The organism is Saccharopolyspora sp. 7B (genome assembly GCF_020177435.1).
In the GTDB taxonomy this organism is placed as follows: domain Bacteria; phylum Actinomycetota; class Actinomycetes; order Mycobacteriales; family Pseudonocardiaceae; genus Saccharopolyspora_C; species Saccharopolyspora_C gregorii.
Window position 1 is genome coordinate 12,367 of the sequence record NZ_JAIUKC010000053.1, and the last position, 15,805, is coordinate 28,171.

Annotated in this window: 17 protein-coding genes and 1 riboswitch; of the genes, 9 read left to right on the top strand and 8 right to left on the bottom strand. The window is 71.7% G+C overall.

The annotated features are described in order from the left end of the window. The first annotated feature begins 9 nt into the window (after window positions 1-9). Window positions 10-489, top strand: coding sequence for a DUF2771 family protein (locus LCD33_RS09950; protein WP_224966602.1), 480 nt, complete (start codon window positions 10-12; stop codon window positions 487-489). Window positions 490-749: 260 nt separating this feature from the next. On the opposite strand, the gene LCD33_RS29195 is transcribed toward LCD33_RS09950, so the two are convergent. Further along, window positions 750-1,142: a cold-shock protein gene (locus tag LCD33_RS29195; protein ID WP_224959076.1), complete on the bottom strand. Its 393-nt coding sequence runs from the start codon at window positions 1,140-1,142 to the stop codon at window positions 750-752. 334 nt (window positions 1,143-1,476) lie between these two features. Between LCD33_RS29195 and LCD33_RS09960 the strand changes: the two genes are divergently transcribed. Continuing rightward, window positions 1,477-1,683 (top strand): hypothetical protein, encoded by a 207-nt coding sequence (locus LCD33_RS09960; RefSeq protein WP_224959075.1) that lies wholly within the window; start codon window positions 1,477-1,479, stop codon window positions 1,681-1,683. 1 nt (window position 1,684) lies between these two features. On the opposite strand, the gene LCD33_RS09965 is transcribed toward LCD33_RS09960, so the two are convergent. Continuing rightward, window positions 1,685-2,236 (bottom strand): HAD family hydrolase, encoded by a 552-nt coding sequence (locus LCD33_RS09965; protein WP_374108083.1) that lies wholly within the window; start codon window positions 2,234-2,236, stop codon window positions 1,685-1,687. A gap of 178 nt (window positions 2,237-2,414) precedes the next feature. Between LCD33_RS09965 and LCD33_RS09970 the strand changes: the two genes are divergently transcribed. Next, window positions 2,415-3,377, top strand: a complete 963-nt coding sequence (locus LCD33_RS09970) for a R2-like ligand-binding oxidase (RefSeq protein ID WP_224977758.1) — start codon at window positions 2,415-2,417, stop codon at window positions 3,375-3,377. Window positions 3,378-3,667: 290 nt separating this feature from the next. Next, window positions 3,668-5,809, top strand: a complete 2,142-nt coding sequence (locus LCD33_RS09975) for an NACHT domain-containing NTPase (RefSeq protein WP_224966601.1) — start codon at window positions 3,668-3,670, stop codon at window positions 5,807-5,809. Between the two features lie 3 nt (window positions 5,810-5,812). Here the strand turns inward: LCD33_RS09975 and LCD33_RS09980 are convergent, their stop codons facing one another. Beyond that, a complete protein-coding gene (locus LCD33_RS09980; RefSeq protein WP_224977759.1) occupies window positions 5,813-7,492 on the bottom strand; it encodes an AMP-binding protein in 1,680 nt (559 codons plus the stop codon). A gap of 100 nt (window positions 7,493-7,592) precedes the next feature. Between LCD33_RS09980 and LCD33_RS09985 the strand changes: the two genes are divergently transcribed. Further along, window positions 7,593-8,369, top strand: a complete 777-nt coding sequence (locus LCD33_RS09985) for a PhzF family phenazine biosynthesis protein (protein ID WP_224977760.1) — start codon at window positions 7,593-7,595, stop codon at window positions 8,367-8,369. A 63-nt stretch (window positions 8,370-8,432) separates the two neighbouring features. Continuing rightward, window positions 8,433-8,828, top strand: coding sequence for a YccF domain-containing protein (locus LCD33_RS09990; RefSeq protein ID WP_224959070.1), 396 nt, complete (start codon window positions 8,433-8,435; stop codon window positions 8,826-8,828). Window positions 8,829-8,897: 69 nt separating this feature from the next. Here the strand turns inward: LCD33_RS09990 and LCD33_RS09995 are convergent, their stop codons facing one another. From LCD33_RS09995 to LCD33_RS10015, 5 genes are read right to left on the bottom strand one after another with little or no spacing between them, the layout of a single operon-like run. Continuing rightward, on the bottom strand, window positions 8,898-9,662 hold the full coding sequence (locus tag LCD33_RS09995) for an HAD-IIA family hydrolase (protein WP_224959092.1): 765 nt from the start codon (window positions 9,660-9,662) through the stop codon (window positions 8,898-8,900). Window positions 9,663-9,688: 26 nt separating this feature from the next. Beyond that, window positions 9,689-10,783 carry a sulfate/molybdate ABC transporter ATP-binding protein gene (locus tag LCD33_RS10000; protein WP_224966599.1) on the bottom strand — a complete coding sequence of 365 codons (1,095 nt, stop codon included), beginning with the start codon at window positions 10,781-10,783 and terminating at the stop codon, window positions 9,689-9,691. Continuing rightward, complete coding sequence (locus LCD33_RS10005; protein WP_224977765.1) at window positions 10,780-11,550, bottom strand: ABC transporter permease; 771 nt, start codon at window positions 11,548-11,550, stop codon at window positions 10,780-10,782. Before LCD33_RS10005 ends, LCD33_RS10000 begins: the two co-directional genes overlap by 4 nt. Before the next feature lie 41 nt (window positions 11,551-11,591). After that, window positions 11,592-12,356: a molybdate ABC transporter substrate-binding protein gene (gene modA, locus LCD33_RS10010; RefSeq protein ID WP_374108082.1), complete on the bottom strand. Its 765-nt coding sequence runs from the start codon at window positions 12,354-12,356 to the stop codon at window positions 11,592-11,594. A gap of 1 nt (window position 12,357) precedes the next feature. Beyond that, window positions 12,358-12,756, bottom strand: coding sequence for a molybdopterin-binding protein (locus LCD33_RS10015; RefSeq protein WP_224959066.1), 399 nt, complete (start codon window positions 12,754-12,756; stop codon window positions 12,358-12,360). Window positions 12,757-12,929: 173 nt separating this feature from the next. Here LCD33_RS10015 and moaA point away from each other — a divergent pair, with 173 nt between their 5' ends. From moaA to LCD33_RS10030, 3 genes are all read left to right on the top strand, one after another. Further along, entirely contained in the window at window positions 12,930-13,988 is a 1,059-nt protein-coding gene (gene moaA / locus LCD33_RS10020) for a GTP 3',8-cyclase MoaA (RefSeq protein WP_224959065.1), read from the top strand. A gap of 5 nt (window positions 13,989-13,993) precedes the next feature. Next, on the top strand, window positions 13,994-14,290 hold the full coding sequence (locus LCD33_RS10025) for a MoaD/ThiS family protein (protein ID WP_224959064.1): 297 nt from the start codon (window positions 13,994-13,996) through the stop codon (window positions 14,288-14,290). 593 nt (window positions 14,291-14,883) lie between these two features. Then, a riboswitch (cyclic di-AMP (ydaO/yuaA leader) is annotated at window positions 14,884-15,050 on the top strand. Further along, on the top strand, window positions 15,050-15,694 hold the full coding sequence (locus LCD33_RS10030) for a transglycosylase family protein (RefSeq protein WP_224959063.1): 645 nt from the start codon (window positions 15,050-15,052) through the stop codon (window positions 15,692-15,694). Its footprint overlaps the riboswitch before it by 1 nt. Window positions 15,695-15,805 lie beyond the last annotated feature (111 nt).

Genomic DNA, 15,805 nt, shown 5'->3' on the forward strand with positions numbered 1-15,805 from the left:
CTCGCGGTCGTGCATCGTGGACTGAAGTCGCTGCTGCTCGCGGCTCCGCTGGGCGTCGTCGCCCTGGCCGGGTGCTCGGCACCCTCCGCCCCGCAGGTCACGTTCTACTCGCACGGCGAGGCGATCGAGGTCGCCCCCGCGCGGTTCTGCGACGCGACCGGGGAGAACTGCGCGCCGCCCGCCGAGGACCCGGTGGGCAAGCTGCGGGTGCCGGAGAAGTCGCCGCTGCAGATCTCGGTGCCCGGCGAGGTGTCCGCCACGCCGTGGCAGGTGTCCTACATCTACCGGGGCGTCGACGGCCAGGAGGTCGAGGGGCGCACCGGCGTGATCCGGCCGGACGAGCGCCACTCCTACACCCTGCGCATCCCCCCGGACGGCACCCGCCTGGAGCACGTCGAGGTGCAGCAGTACTCCGGTCTCCTCGTGCTCGGCGAGGACGGCGGCGTGGACTTCCCCATCGCCGCCACCTGGGTCATCGACCCGACCTGACGGTTTCTGCCTGTCGAACTCCTGCTGCGTGGTGGCTCGGGTGGCGGAACCTCAGCGGTTCCCCCGCTGCGGGATCTTTTTCGCAGGTGGCTCCGCCACATGGGAAAAAGCTGTCCTCGCGAGGGAACCGCTGAGAACCCGCGGGTGGTCCTGCTGCTCTGGTGGTCGCCGCTCATCGGCTTCGCCGCTGACAGGAAAACGACCTGGCAGGTTCGAAGACGGGCGGTGCGGTTGGCGTTCGCTCTCGTTCGGCGCCGGGGTCAGGCGCCGGGGTCGAGTTCGCGGGCGACCGCGCGGACGACCTCGCCGATCCGCTTGGACACCTTGCGGTCCGGGTACTTGCCGCGGCGCAGGTCGGGCTGCACCTTCAGCTCCAGCAGCTTGATCATGTCGTCGACCATGCCGTGCAGTTCGTCCGCGGGGCGGCGGCGCGCTTCGACGACGGAGGGCGGCGGGTCCAGCAGCTGGATCCGCAGGGCCTGCGGGCCGCGGCGGCCCTGGGCCATGTCGAAGTCGACGCGCTGGCCGGTCTTGAGCGAGTCGACGTCGGACGGCAGCGCGGAGGAGCGCACGTACACGTCCTCCCCACCGTCCTGGGTCACGAAGCCGAAGCCCTTGTCCGCGTCGTACCACTTGACCCTGCCGGTCGGCACTGTCCTCACCGTTCCCTGTCGATGCCCGGCCCGCACTCCTCCACGTGGCCCAGGTCGGGCGGTCCGGGAGCGAGCGGGTCCTCCTTGTCGTCATCGTGCGTCGTGCCGGGGCGCGACGCACCGGCCCTGGCACAACAAAAACGCCCCGGAACGCCACGCTGTCAGAGCGTTCCCAGGACGCGTCCGTTCCAGAGTACCCGCCCGGAGCGCAACATCGTCGCCCCTTGCGCGGAGCGGCCGACGAGGCCTCGCTGACCTGCGAAGTCTTCGACCGAGCCGGAGGTTCCGGCCACACCCGGGCCGGACCTGCCGCCGCGGCGCCTACCCTGCTCGCATGAGCGCCGCTTCCCCTCGTTCCGTCGTGCTCCCCCTCGCGGTGGGCCTGTTCGCCGCGGGCGTGCTCGCGGTGCTCGCGGTGTTCGGGTCGTACGCCGCGGGCCTGGAGGACCTGCCGCTGTGGCTGAACCTGGCGACGCTGCTGGCCCCGGCCGGGTTGGTCGTCGGTGTGGTGGGCGCGGTGCTGCGCACCCGCCGCGGTTGAGTCAGCCCGCGCGGCCGGCGAGCCAGGCGGGGAACTCGGCGAGGTCGCCGAGCGCGACGTCGGCCCCGGCTTCCAGGAGTTCTTCGGCCCGGTAGGGGCCGGTGGCGACGCCGACGGCGAGCGCGCCGGCCGTCTTGGCGCCGACCACGTCGCCGAGGTGGTCCCCGACGTAGATGGCGGCGCCTTCGGCGAGCAGCACGTCGCCCTTGGCGGCGGCGAACACGTCGCCGGCGAGCCGGTCGACCTCCCAGCCGAGGGCGTCGAGGTGCAGCCGCGCGTTGCGCTCGAACTTCCCGGTGACGACGAGCGCCCGGCCGCCGAGCTCGCGCACCGCGGCGAGCGATTCGGCCGCGCCGGGCATGGCCTTCGTGCCGGGCACGACGAGTTCGGGGTAGAGCTCCCGGAACCGGTGCACGAGACTCGCCACGAGCGGTTCGTCGAACCCGTAGGTGCGCAGCACGTCGGGCAGCGGCGGGCCGAGGTTGGCGGCGAAGTGCTCGCCGTCGAGGGGCACGCCGAACTCCGCGCGCAGCCGCTCGAACACGTCGACCATGCCGGGCCGGGGGTCGATGAGCGTGAGGTCCAGGTCGAAGCCGACGGTCGCGGGGTTCACGACCTGGAGGCTAACCGCCGCACGCGGGCGAGTGACCGCCCTTGACGCGGAACTTTCTAGTATCGAAAATCGGCGGTGTAACGCGAATCACACTACCCGGGCGAGCTGGAGCAGGCCGATGACGACCACCACGGACAGCAGCAAGCACCGCGACGACTTCCACTCCCTGCGCCCCGGCGGCCTCAACTGGGACTCGCTGCCGCTGCGGCTGTTCACCAAGGGCAACGCGAAGTTCTGGAACCCCGCCGACATCGACTTCGAGCAGGACGCCCGCGACATGGCCGGGCTCACCGGCGAAGAACGGCGCAGCGTGGCGGGGCTGTGCGCCGAGTTCATCGCCGGCGAGGAAGCCGTCACCCAGGACCTGCGCCCGTTCCTGTCCGCCACGGCCGCCGAAGGCCGCTTCGGCGACGAGATGTACCTGACCCAGTTCATGTACGAAGAGGCCAAGCACACCCAGGCGTTCCGGCTGTGGATGGACGCCGTCGGCCTCACCGAGAACCTCAACGAGTTCGTCGAGGACAACCCCGGCTACCGCACGATCTTCTACGACGTGCTGCCCACCGTGCTGCACGCGCTGGACACCGATCCGGGGCCGCGCAACCAGATCCGGGCGTCGGTGACCTACAACCACGTCGTGGAGGGCTCGCTCGCGCTCACCGGCTACTACGCGTGGAACAAGATCTGCCGCAGCCGCGGGCTGTTCCCCGGCATGCAGCGGATCATCGGCCACATCGGCGACGACGAGCGCAGGCACATGGCGTGGGGCACCTTCACCTGCCGCAGGCACGTGGCCGCCGACGAGGCGAACTGGGGCCACGTCGAGGAGATGATGCAGGAGCTGCTGCCGCACGCCATGCAGCTCATCCAGTGGCAGCCCGCCGACGCGCCCGAGGTGCGACCGTTCGAACTGGACACCGACGAGCTGCTGAGTTACGCGAGTGACCGCGCCGGACGCCGCCTCGGCGCGATCTCCTCGGCCCGCGGCACCCCGCTGGAGCAGATCGACGTCGACGCCTCCCCCGAACGCCTGGAAGACCAGTTCGGCGAGGAGGACGCAGCAGAACTCGCCAAGGCTTGACGGCGCCCACTCACCCGAACGCCCCCGGAACCCCTGCGATCTCACTACGAGTTGCAGGGCCCCGCCTTGTTCACAGACCGCAAAACCTTTGTTGCGCTGCGGGTACGTCGACTCGGCGGCGAGTCGGTCCGTTCGATTCCCCGTGAGTTTCGCGAGTACTCCACAGCTGAACGGGGTGTGGATGTGGGGCGGCCGTTGCGGAGGTGGTCGGCCGCCGGGAGTGCTGGACGACCGCTCGTGGATGGTTCGATCCGGCCCCGGGGCTGCGATCTTCGCGGCACACTGGCGAGGTGACAGAGCACGACCGGGCTCGCAACACCAATCGCGGCACCGTCGGCGGTGACCTCGTGCAGGTCGGTGGTGACGTGCACGGTGATCTCGTCGTGCACCCGGAACCGCCCGCCCCCACCGGGTCGCCGGAAGCGTCGGCGCGGGAGCTCGCCCGCAGGGTGGCCGCGCTCAGCCGCCAGGAGGGTGAGCGGTGGGGCCTGGGTGATCCGGAGGCGCTGCCGGTGCGCTGGCATCCGGCGGCGGACGAACTGGTCGACCACTGGGACAACATCCAGCACGACGAAGCTCGGCCGCCGTCGTTGACCGGGTCCTTCGCCGATATTCGGCGGACCTACCGGGATATCGACTCGCAACGCCTGGTGATCCTGGGCCGGGCCGGTGCGGGCAAGACCGCGCTGGTCCACCGGCTCGTCCTCGACCTGATCGCGGAACGCGGTCGCACGAGTCGCGTCCCGGTGCTGTTCGGCCTCGGCGACTGGAATCCCACCACCACCGCCTTGCGGTCCCGGCTCGCCGACCTGCTCGAACGTGACCACCCTTTTCTGGTGGGCGGGAAAGCCGCCGCCCTCGTCGCTGACGAGTGGGTGTTGCCCGTGCTCGACGGCTTCGACGAGATCCCCGAGCGCTACCGGCGCGGAGCCGTCCGCGAGATCAGCAGGCTCGTGTCGCCCGTCGTCGTGACCAGCAGGCGGGACGAGTACGCCGACGCGGTACGCCAGGACTGGGTGCGCGGGGCCGCTGTGATCGAGCTCGACGACCTCCGCCCGAACGAAGTCGCCCGGCACCTGCGCCGCAGCAGCGGACAGGCCCGCGCCGCCGAATGGGCGGCCGTGTTCGAGCACGTGCGGACCGAACCGGACGCGGCCGAAAGCCGGAACCTGGCCGCCGCCCTGACCACCCCGTTGCTGGTGACGTTGGCCCGACTCGATCACGACGACGCCGACCGCGACCCGGCCGAACTGCTCGACGCCGATCGCTTCCGGTCCCCGGAGCAGCTCGAAGAACACCTGCTGAGCGTCTACCTGAACACCCGGTACGACCCGGTCCGCCGCCCCGGGCCGTGGCGCCCGGACCAGGCCCATCGCTGGCTCGGCCGGCTCGCCACCGATCTGGTCCGGCGCGGCTCCCACGACCTCGCCTGGTGGCGAATGCCCGCGGCGCTGCACCGCCGCACCCGCGTGCTGGTCACCGCCGTCGCCTTCGCGCTCTGCTTCGGGGCGCCGGGACTGCTACTCGGGCTCTGGGGCCAGTTCACGGCGACGTGGTTCGGGGTCGGGCTTCTCACCGGCCTCAGCGCGGAGCTGCGGACCTGGTACTCGGGCGAGCACGAACCGGAACGGGTTCGGCTGCACCTGCGGCGGCCGGGCTCCAAGCGGCGACCGCAGGGCCTCGGGCTGGTGCGGTGGTTCGCTTTCGTCTTCGTGATCGCGCTGCTGTTCGGGGGTGCGGTGGCGTTCGCGGGCGGCTTCACGAACGGGCTCGTGGCCGCAACCGCGTTCGCAGTCGCGTTCGGGCTGGCGGGCACGATGCGGATGATCTTCGACGATCGGGCGCGACGAACGACCCCGCTGCGGACGCATCCGATGCTCGGCGTGCTGGTCGTCGTGCTGGTGGCGGTACTGGAGTCGGTGCTCGCGGCGGGCGTGGTGGCGGCGGCTGTGGCGGCGTTCGCTCCCGGAATCGCCGCGGATTCGGTCGTGGCGCTGGCCGGAACGCTCGCGGGCGCGCTCGCGAACGGGTCGGTGTCCGCGCTCGGCGAGGACCAGGCGGACGACGCGACGGACCCGTGGCACTTGCTGCGCGCCGACCGCGCGGTCGCCCTCGGGCGCGCGGCAGTGCTCGTGCTCGCGACCGGGCTCACGGCCGTGGTCGCGGGCTGGGTGACCGGTGAACTCGGCTACGGGCTGGTCTTCGGAGCCATCGCCGGGAGCATGCTCGCGGCGACGCGGGTGGCGCTGTCGTCGTGGGGCGGCTGGCTGCTGTTCGCGCGCCTGTGGCTACCGCTGACGGGGCGGCTGCCGTGGCGGCCGACGCGGTTCCTCGACGACGCCTACGCCCGCGGCGTGCTGCGCCGAGCGGGCGCGGTCCACCAGTTCCGCCACGCCCGCCTGCGCGACCACCTCGCCGATACCGCCCGGTGACGTTCAGTCGCCCAGGCCGAGGAGTTCCTTGGCCTGGCGGCGCATCTCGACCTTGCGGATCTTGCCGGTGACGGTCATCGGGAAGTCGTCCACGACGTGCACGTAGCGCGGGATCTTGTAGTGCGTGAGCTTCCCGGCGCAGAACTCGCGCAGCGCCTCCGCCGAGAGCTCGGCCGCGCCGGCGCGCAGCCGCACCCACACCATCAGCTCCTCGCCGTAGCGCTCGTCCGGGACCCCGATGACCTGGGCGTCCACGATGTCCGGGTGGGTGTAGAGGAATTCCTCGATCTCCCGCGGGTACACGTTCTCGCCGCCGCGGATCACCATGTCCTTGATCCGGCCGGTGATGCTCACGTACCCGGACTCGTCCATCACGGCGAGGTCGCCGGTGTGCATCCAGCGGGCGCGGTCGATGACCTCGGCGGTCTTCTCCGGCTGGTCCCAGTAGCCGAGCATCACCGAGTAGCCGCGGGTGCACAGCTCCCCCGCCTCGCCGCGCGGCACGGTCAGCCCGGTCGCCGGGTCGACGACCTTCACCTCCAGGTGCGGCCCGACGCGGCCCACCGTGGACACCCGGCGCTCCAGCGAATCGTCGGCGCGGGTCTGGGTGGAGACGGGACTGGTCTCGGTCATGCCGTAGCAGATGGCGACCTCGGTCATGCCCATCCGGTCGATGACCTGCTTCATCACCTCCGCCGGGCACGGGGATCCGGCCATGATGCCGGTGCGCAGCGAGCCCAGGTCGAAGCTCTCGAAGTCCGGGTGGTCCAGCTCGGCGATGAACATCGTCGGCACCCCGTACAGCGAGGTGCAGCGCTCCGCGGACACCGCGGCCAGCGCGGTCCCCGGGTCGAAGCCCTCGGACGGGATGACCATGGCCGCGCCGTGGCTGGTGCAGGCCAGGTTGCCCATCACCATCCCGAAGCAGTGGTAGAACGGCGGCACGATCGCGACCCGGTCCACCTCGGAGTAGCCGCACAGCTCACCGACGAAGAACCCGTTGTTGAGGATGTTGTGGTGCGACAGCGTCGCGCCCTTCGGGAAACCGGTGGTGCCCGAGGTGTACTGGATGTTGATCGGGTCGTCGGCGCCGAGCCGCGCCTGCGCCGCCGCGAGCCGCGCCGGATCGCCCGCCCGGCCGCGCGCCACCAGCTCGTCCCAGCTCGGGTCGTCGAACAGCACGACCTGCTCCAGACCGGGACAGCTCGGCCGCACCTGCTCGATCATCGCGGTGTAGTCGGAGGTCTTGAACCGCTGCGCCGAGATCAGCATCCGCACCCCGGCCTGGCCGAGCACGAACTCCAGCTCGTGCAGCCGGTACGACGGGTTGATGTTGACCAGGATCGCGCCGATCTTCGCGGTGGCGTACTGGGTGAGCGTCCACTCGGCGCGGTTCGGCGACCACACGCCCACCCGATCGCCCTTGTCGATGCCCGCGTCCAGCAGGCCCAGGGCGAGCGCGTCCACGTCGGCCACGAACTCCCGGTAGGTCCAGCGGCGGCCGCCGGCGTGCTCGACCAGCGCGTCCGAGTCCGGGACGCGGGCGGCGGTCCGGTCCAGGTCGCCGCCGATGGTGTCGCCGAGCAGCGGCACCTCGGAGATCCCGGAGTCGTAGCTGGGTTCTGGTGTTCCGGCGGTGTCCACAGTGCCCTCCCCGACGCTGTCGTGACGCAGAACACTCATGATTGCGCCCGCGTCGGGCAAAAGTCGAGGGGTCGGGCCCAGCCCTTCGGAACCCGGCCGTTCCGCTGGTGATCGGTTCCCACGGCCGTACTCTCCGGGGGTGCGCACCTACGTCGTGGACTCCTTCACCGAGCACCCGTTCAGCGGCAACCCGGCCGGGGTGGTGCTGCTCGACGCGCCCGCCGCCGAACCCTGGATGCAGTCGGTCGCCGCCGAGATGCGGCACGCCGAGACCGCGTTCGTCGTGCTCGACGGCACCGAACCGAAACCGCTGCGCTGGTTCACCCCCACCACCGAGGTCGACCTGTGCGGGCACGCCACCCTCGCCGCCGCGCACGCCCTCGGCGGCGACCAGCGGTTCGCCACCCGCAGCGGCGAGCTGATCTGCACGGACGCCGGTGACGGCTGGATCGGCATGGACTTCCCGGCGAGCGCCGCCGACCCGGTGGAGCCGCCGAGCGACCTGGCGGCGGCGCTGCCCGGCGCCACCGTCGAGGACGTGCGCGCGGCCCCGGGGCGGCTGCTCGTCCGGGTCAGCGCGGCCGCCGAGGTGCGCGGGCTCGAACCGGACCTGGCGCGCATCGCCACCTGGCCTTACCGGGGCGTCGTCGTCACCGCGGCGGGCGACCGGGACGGGGTGGACTTCGTGAGCCGGTTCTTCGCGCCCGCGTCCGGTATCCCGGAGGACCCGGTGACCGGATCGGCGCACTGCCAGCTCGCCCCCTACTGGGCCGCCGAGCTGGGACGCTCCGGGGTGGAGCTGGTCGGCGAACAGGCCTCGCCGCGCGGCGGGTTCGTCCGCGCCACCCCGCTGGGCGACCGGGTGGCGCTGCGCGGCCGGGCCGTCACGGTCCTCGACGGGGAACTGCGGGTCTGACCCGGGGAAAACTCAGGGTCACCACCTGGCCACTCGTCCGAGCGCACATGACACGCTGAGGGCATGCAATTGCTGCTGAACGTGATCTGGTTGATCTTCGGTGGGCTGTGGCTGGCCCTGGGCTACGCCGTGGCCGGCATCGTCCTGGGCATCACGATCATCGGGATCCCGTTCGCCATCGCCTCGTTCCGGATGGCCAACTTCGCGCTGTGGCCGTTCGGGCGGCGGCTCGTCGACGAACCCGGCGCCGGCGCGTTCTCCACGATCGGGAACGTGCTGTGGCTGCTGCTGGCCGGCTGGTGGCTGGCCATCGGGCACATCGTCACCGGCATCGCGCAGTGCATCACCATCATCGGGATCCCGCTGGGCATCGCGAACTTCAAGCTGCTGCCGGTGTCGCTGTTCCCGATGGGCAAGCGGATCGTCGACTCCGACGACCGGCTGCCCACCCGGGGCTGACCAGGTACCGAGGTGAGTGGGCCGGTCGTTCCGCCGGAGCGGGCGGACGGTCCACTCACCCGGAACTCCTCAGACCCCGAACGGGTTCGCGGTGTGCCCGACCAGGTCGGCCACCGAGTTGATCACCTTGGTGGGGCGGTACGGGAACAGCTCCGCGGTGTTCTCGTCCGAGATCCCGGTCAGCACCAGGATCGTCTGCATGCCCGACTCCAGCCCGGAGCGCACGTCGGTGTCCATCCGGTCACCGATCATCAGCGTGTTCTCCGAGTGCGAACCCAGCGCCCGCAGCGCCGACCGCATCATCAGCGGGTTCGGCTTGCCCACGTAGTACGGCGCCCGCCCCGTCACCCGCTCGATCAGCGCCGCCACCGCGCCGGTCGCGGGCAACGTGCCCTCCCGGCTCGGCCCCTTCTCGTCGGGGTTGGTGGCGATGAACCGGGCACCGTTCTCCACCAGGCGGATCGCCTTCGTGATCGCCTCGAAGCTGTAGGTGCGGGTCTCGCCCAGGATCACGTAGTCCGGATCCCGGTCGGTGAGCACGTAGCCGATGTTGTGCAGCGCCGTGGTCAGGCCGGACTCGCCGACGACGTGCGCGCTGCCTCCCGGGCGCTGCTTCTCCAGGAACTGGGCCGTGGCCAGCGCGGAGGTCCAGATCGCCGACTCCGGGATGTCCAGGCCGGTGCGGTGCAGCCGCGCGCGCAGGTCGCGCGGGGTGAAGATCGAGTTGTTCGTGAACACCATGAACGGCAAGCCCTGCTCGCGGAGCTCGGCCAGGAACCGATCGGCTCCGGGCACCATGTGCTCCTCGTGCACCAGCACGCCGTCCATGTCCATCAAGTACGTCCAGGGCGCTTCCTCAGTCACACCCCAGATGATCCATCGGATACCGGGTGCATGGCTACTTCGGTCGCCTTAACCACGAAGAACACCAGGTCGCCGACGCCCAACCGCAGGTCGGCGACCGCCGCGGGCGTCACGTCGGCGGACAGCACCACCGGGTCCGGCGTCCGCGTCGCGGCCCGCAACCGGACCACGTCACCACGCGGTTCCAGCACGTCGATCCGCACCGGCACCGCGTTGCGCGGGCTGCCGTCCGGCCGTTCCCGGTGCACCGCGACCGCCGACGGCGAGAACACCGCCGCCGCCGGCTCGCCCCGCGCCACCTCCACCGACCGCCCCGCGATCGCGGTGCCGCCGAAGTCCAGCCCGCCGTCGGTGGCGACGCCGGTCAGCAGGTTCAGCCCGGCGATGCGCGCGGTGAACGCGGCTTGCGGACGGGTCAGCACCTCCCGCGTCGGGCCCTCCTCGATGATCTTCCCGTCCACCAGCACGGCCACCCGGTCCGCCAGCACCACCGCGTCCAGCACGTCATGCGTGACCAGCACCGTCGGCTGCCGCTGCTCCCGCAGCACCCGGTGCAGCAGGCCGCGCACCGCCGGGGCCGAGTCGACGTCCAGCGCCGCCAGCGGCTCGTCCAGCAGCAGCAACCGCGGCGCGGCCGCCAGCGCGCGGGCCAGCGCGATCCGCTGCGCCTGACCACCGGACACCTGCGCCGGGCGCCGGGCGGCGTACTCGGCCGCGTCCACCTCGGACAACCACCGGCGGGCGGTCTCCCGCGCCTCGGCCTTGGGCGTCCCGGCCGAGCGCGGGCCGAACGCGACGTTCTCCAGCACCGACATCCGCGGGAACAGCAGCGCGTTCTGCGCCAGCAGGCCCACCCCGCGCCGGTGCGTGGGCACGTGCGCGCCGGTCGCCGCGTCGCACCAGACGTGCTCGTCCAGCGCCACCCGGCCGCGCTCCGGCACCAGCAGGCCGGACAGCACCGACAGCAGCGTCGACTTCCCGGCGCCGTTCGGGCCGAGCACCGCCAGCACCTCGCCCGGGGCCACCGACAGCTCCACGTCCAGCGCGAACTCGGGCCGCGCGAACGCGACCTCGGCGTGCAGACCGGTCACGTCCGTCCCTCCACCGCTCTCGTGCCCGCCACTCCGATCACCAGCAGCGCCAGCACCACCAGCAACAACGACATGGCCACCGCGGCGTCCACGTCGGACTGCGCGGTGGTGTAGATGGCCAGCGGCAGGGTGCGGGTGGTGCCCTGCAGGCTGCCCGCGAACGTGATCGTCGCGCCGAACTCGCCCAGCGCCCGCGCGAACGTGAGCACCACGCTCGATCCCAGCGCGGGCAGCAGCATCGGCACCGTCACCCGCCGGAACGTCGTCCACGGGCCCGCGCCCAGCGTCGCCGCCACCTGCTCGTAGCGGGCGTCCGCCGAGCGCAGCGCGCCCTCCAGGCCCACCACCAGGAACGGCATCGCCACGAACGTCTGCGCCAGCACCACCGCCGCCGTCGTGTACGGCAGCCGCAGCCCGGCGTCGTCGAGCAGCCCGCCCAGCGGACCGGTGCGCCCCAGCAGGTACAGCAGCGCCAGCCCGCCGACCACCGGCGGCAACACCAGCGGCAGCAGCACCACCGCGCGCAGCACCCGCAAGCCGCGCAACCGCGCCCGCGCCAGCACCACCGCCAGCGGGCCGCCGAACACCAGCGACAGCACCGTCGCCACCAGCGAGGTGCGCACCGACAGCTCCAGCGCGTCCAGCGCGGCCTCGCTGGTCAGCAGCTCGGGCAGCCGGGCCGGGTCCACCCTGGTGAGCAGCCCCAGCACCGGCAGCACGATCAGCGCCAGCGCCAGCGCGGCGGGAACCCACAGCACCCCCGGCACGGCCACCGGGCGCGCTCCTCCGCCGCGCGCGCGACGCGGGCTCACTCCGAGCCGAAGCCGTGCTCGGTGAGCACCTGCTCGCCCACCGGGCCGCGCACGTAGTCCAGGAACCTCTGGGCCAGCTCCGGTTCCGGAGCGTCCTTGAGCGCGACGATCGGGTAGTCGTTCACCGCCTGGTCCGCCTCCGGGAAGTCCACCGCCTGCACCTGGTCGGCGGCGGAGCGCGCGTCCGTCACGTACACCAGACCGGCGTCCGCCTCACCGGCCGCGACCTTGCGCAGCACCGACTTGACGTCGTTCTCCTCGCTGGCCGGCTCGACGTCCAGGCCCGCGGCCCGCTCGACGGTCGCCGAGGCCGAACCGCAGGGCACCTGCGGCGCGCACTGCACGACGAGCCGGCCGGGCGCGGTCAGGTCGGCCAGCGAACCGATGTGGTCCGGGTTGCCCTTCGGGACCGCGATGGTCAGCTTGTTGGTGGCGAACACCTGCGGCTCGCCGCCGGTGACGCCCGCCTTCGTCGCCTTGTCCATGTTCTTGGTGTCCGCGGAGGCGAACACGTCGGCCCGGCGGCCCTGGGTGAGCTGCTCGACCAGCGTGGACGACCCCGCGTAGTCCACCTGCACCTCCACCCCCGGGTTCTCCGCCTCGAACCGCTCGGCGAGCTGGTCGAACGATTCGGTCAGCGAGGCCGCGGCGAGCACCGTGACGGTGCGCTCGCCCTGCGCCTGCTCGCCGCCGCCGGTCGAACACCCGGCCGCTAACAGCGCCAGCCCGGCCAGGGCTGCGACAACTCTGGGTCCCACCACGTCAGCCTCCCGGCGTCTCCACCACGACGTTGGTCGATTTGACCACCGCCACCGCCAGCACTCCCGGCTCCAGGCCCAGTTCCCGCACGGCCTCGGTGCTCATCAGCGACACCACCCGGTGCGGGCCGCACTGCAGCTCCACCTGCGACATCACCCGGTCCGAGACGACCTCGGTGACGAGCCCGACGAGCCGGTTGCGGGCCGAACGACCCACCCCCGACGGGTCCGGCACGGCCCGCGCCTGGTCGCGGGCGAACCCGGCCAGGACGGCACCGTCCACCACGAGGCGGCCGGAGCCGTCCCGCTCGGTGGTCAGCTGCCCGCCGTCGGCCCAGCGGCGCACGGTGTCGTCGCTGACGCCGAGCAGTCCGGCGGCTTCGGAAATCCGGTAGTGCGGCACAGTCGTGCAGATTACTGCCGCGACTGCGGGCAGGACAGCGCCCCATCGGCCGCACTCGCGGCGTCCGGACCGTCCACTGCGGATCTCCGCAGGTCGGGAAAGCCCCGCACCGCTGCGAGAAAGCCGCTCCCGTCGATCGAAATACCCCCTCGGACGGGGTTAGGGTCGATGGTGTGACCGCAGTGGACCTGGGCATCCCGGCCGTGCGCCCCACGACCGACACCTCGACGCGTCCGGACACCCCGGCACTGGTCGACCGGTTCGGCCGCGTGGCCACCGACCTCCGCGTATCCCTGATCGACAAGTGCAACCTGCGCTGCACCTACTGCATGCCCGCCGAGGGGCTGCCGTGGCTGAAGAAGCAGGAGATGCTCGACACCGGCGAGATGAACCGGCTGATCCGGATCGCCGTGGAGACCCTCGGGGTCACCAACGTGCGGTTCACCGGCGGCGAACCGCTGCTGCGCCAGGACCTGGTGGACGTCGTCGCCGCCACCAGCGCGCTGCCGTCGCACCCGAAGACCTCGTTGACCACCAACGGCATCAACCTGCACCGCTACGCGGACGCGCTGGTCGAGGCCGGGCTGGACCGGGTCAACGTCTCGCTGGACACGCTGCGCGCCGAGACCTTCCACCGGCTGACCCGCCGGGACCGGTTCCACGACGTGCTCGACGGGCTCGCCGCGGCCAAGGCGACCGGGCTGGAACCGGTGAAGGTGAACGCGGTGCTGCTGCGCGGCGTGAACGACGACGAGGCCGGTGACCTGCTGCGCTTCTGCCTGGAGCACGGCTACCAGCTGCGGTTCATCGAGCAGATGCCGCTGGACCCGCAGCACGGCTGGGACCGCGAGCAGATGATCACCGCGGACGAGATCCTGGAGCGGCTGGGCGCCGAGTTCGACCTCACCCCGCACGTGGCCGAACGCGGTTCGGCGCCCGCGGAGCGCTGGCTGGTGGACGGCGGGCCCGGCACGGTCGGCGTGATCGGCTCGGTGACGCGGCCGTTCTGCGCCGACTGCGACCGGACCCGGCTCACCGCCGACGGACAGCTGCGGTCCTGCCTGTTCTCCACCACCGAGACCGACCTGCGCGGCCCGCTGCGCGACGGCGCGGGGGACGACGAACTGGCTCGGCTGTGGCAGGGGACGATGTGGGCCAAGAAGGCCGGGCACGGGATGGACGACGACGGGTTCGCGCAGCCGTCCCGGCCGATGAGCGCGATCGGAGGCTGACCGCCGTGACTGTGCAGTTCGAAGGTGCACCCGCCACGACGGCCGTGCGGGTGCGGTACTTCGCCGGCGCCAGGGCGGCGGCGGGCGTGGCCGAGGAGGTCCTGAGCATCGCGCCGGCCGCGCCGGGGCCGGTGCGGGCGTCGGACGTGGTCGACGCGGTGCTCGCGGCGCACGACGAGCGGCTGGCCGCCGTGGTGCCCGCCTGCAGCTTCCTGCTCAACGGGGTCGCGCTGCGGGACCGGTCGATCGAGGTCGGCGCCGGTGACGAGCTGGACGTGCTGCCGCCGTTCGCGGGTGGCTGAACGCCTGCGGCGATCGAGTTCTCTCCTCATTACTCCGCCCGCGCAGGCGCGCGTGCGCGAATACAACATTCCTCGGCGTGTCTGACACACTCCCCCGGGTGACTTCTCGGTGTGCGATCGAGTGGCTCCGCACCGCCTCCCCGGGGGCGCCGCCGGGACGGTCTCCTGATCTTCGAACGGCTCCTGGACGATCTCGAGCCGTCTCCTCGGATCCCTCACCCGAGAGAGGCCAGACCTCACCGAGAGTCACGCCCCCTGATCGCGCAGTGATCGCGAAAAAGCCCGATTCCACGCGTGCACCGGACTCGATTCAGACCGACCGAGGGATGACATCCCGGCGACGACGAGGTTTCAAGGCCGCCGAAGAGGTGAGCCACGCCTCACTGACGGTGATCGATCTCAGCCCGGAAACGACTTGATAACGACGCTCTGATCAGCGAAAACGATCGAGATCGGACACCCCTGAGCCATCGTTACTGTGACTAGCATCACATATGCTCAGATTTCCGCTTCGGCGATCGGTTACGTAGTGTCGCTCTCCGGTCGGCCCCGAACCGATCAGCAAGGACCACGGAAGCCCGCAGCGCCGAACCCTGTCCGGCGGGCTTCCCACCCCCGAACGAACACACCGGACAGGGGCGGGGGAACCACCACTGGGCGCCCCGAACGCCCTAGGGGTGAAGCCGGCTCCCGAGCCGGCCGGGCTGCCTCTCAGCTCGAACCCGACAGCTCACCTCGCAAGCGCGGCAGGAGAGGGAAATGACTCGCTACGAAGGCAAGCACCGGAAACCTTCCACCGCCGGCATCGCCCGCAACGCCGCCCGGCTCGCCATCGCAGGTGCCGTGGTCGCCGCCCCGATCGCGGTCGCGGCCCCCGCGAACGCCGCGGACTGGGACCAGCTCGCGCAGTGCGAGAGCAGCGGCAACTGGAGCGCGAACACCGGCAACGGGTTCTCCGGCGGCCTCCAGTTCACCCCGTCGACCTGGGCGGCCTACGGCGGCACGCAGTACGCGTCGAACGCCAAGGACGCCAGCCGCGAGGAGCAGATCGCGGTCGCCGAGAAGGTCCTCGCCTCGCAGGGCCCCGGCGCCTGGCCGGGCTGCACCTCGAAGACCAGCTGGACCAGCGGCAGCACCAGCGGTGGCTCCAGCTCGTCCTCCGAGAAGAGCTCGTCCTCCGAGAAGAGCTCCTCCTCGAAGAAGAGCTCGAAGAGCACCACCAGCACCAAGAAGAAGTCGACCGTGAAGTCCAACGGTGCCGACTACACGGTGCAGGCCGGTGACACCCTGGGCAAGATCGCCAGCCAGTACGGCGTCGACTACCAGGACATCTTCGAGCGCAACAGCGGCGTGCTCAGCGACCCGAACCTGATCTTCCCGGGTCAGCAGCTCGACATCAAGTGATCGACCGGCCAGGTCGTCGACCTGGCTCGGAGTCGGCCCCCCCCCCCCGGCCCCCCGGGGGGGCCCCGCGCCCCCCCCCCCCGCGGGGGGGGTTAAACAAAAAACCCCCCC

Bases quoted from the DNA above. Each gene is read 5' to 3' on its own strand.
- LCD33_RS09960 (WP_224959075.1), top strand. From the start codon at position 1,477: ATGAGCGCCGCTTCCCCTCGTTCCGTCGTGCTCCCCCTCGCGGTGGGC.
- LCD33_RS09980 (WP_224977759.1), bottom strand. From the start codon at position 7,492: ATGAGTGTTCTGCGTCACGACAGCGTCGGGGAGGGCACTGTGGACACC.
- LCD33_RS09990 (WP_224959070.1), top strand. From the start codon at position 8,433: ATGCAATTGCTGCTGAACGTGATCTGGTTGATCTTCGGTGGGCTGTGG.
- LCD33_RS09965 (WP_374108083.1), bottom strand. From the start codon at position 2,236: ATGGTCGACGTGTTCGAGCGGCTGCGCGCGGAGTTCGGCGTGCCCCTC.
- LCD33_RS09995 (WP_224959092.1), bottom strand. From the start codon at position 9,662: ATGGACATGGACGGCGTGCTGGTGCACGAGGAGCACATGGTGCCCGGA.
- LCD33_RS10030 (WP_224959063.1), top strand. From the start codon at position 15,050: ATGACTCGCTACGAAGGCAAGCACCGGAAACCTTCCACCGCCGGCATC.
- LCD33_RS09970 (WP_224977758.1), top strand. From the start codon at position 2,415: ATGACGACCACCACGGACAGCAGCAAGCACCGCGACGACTTCCACTCC.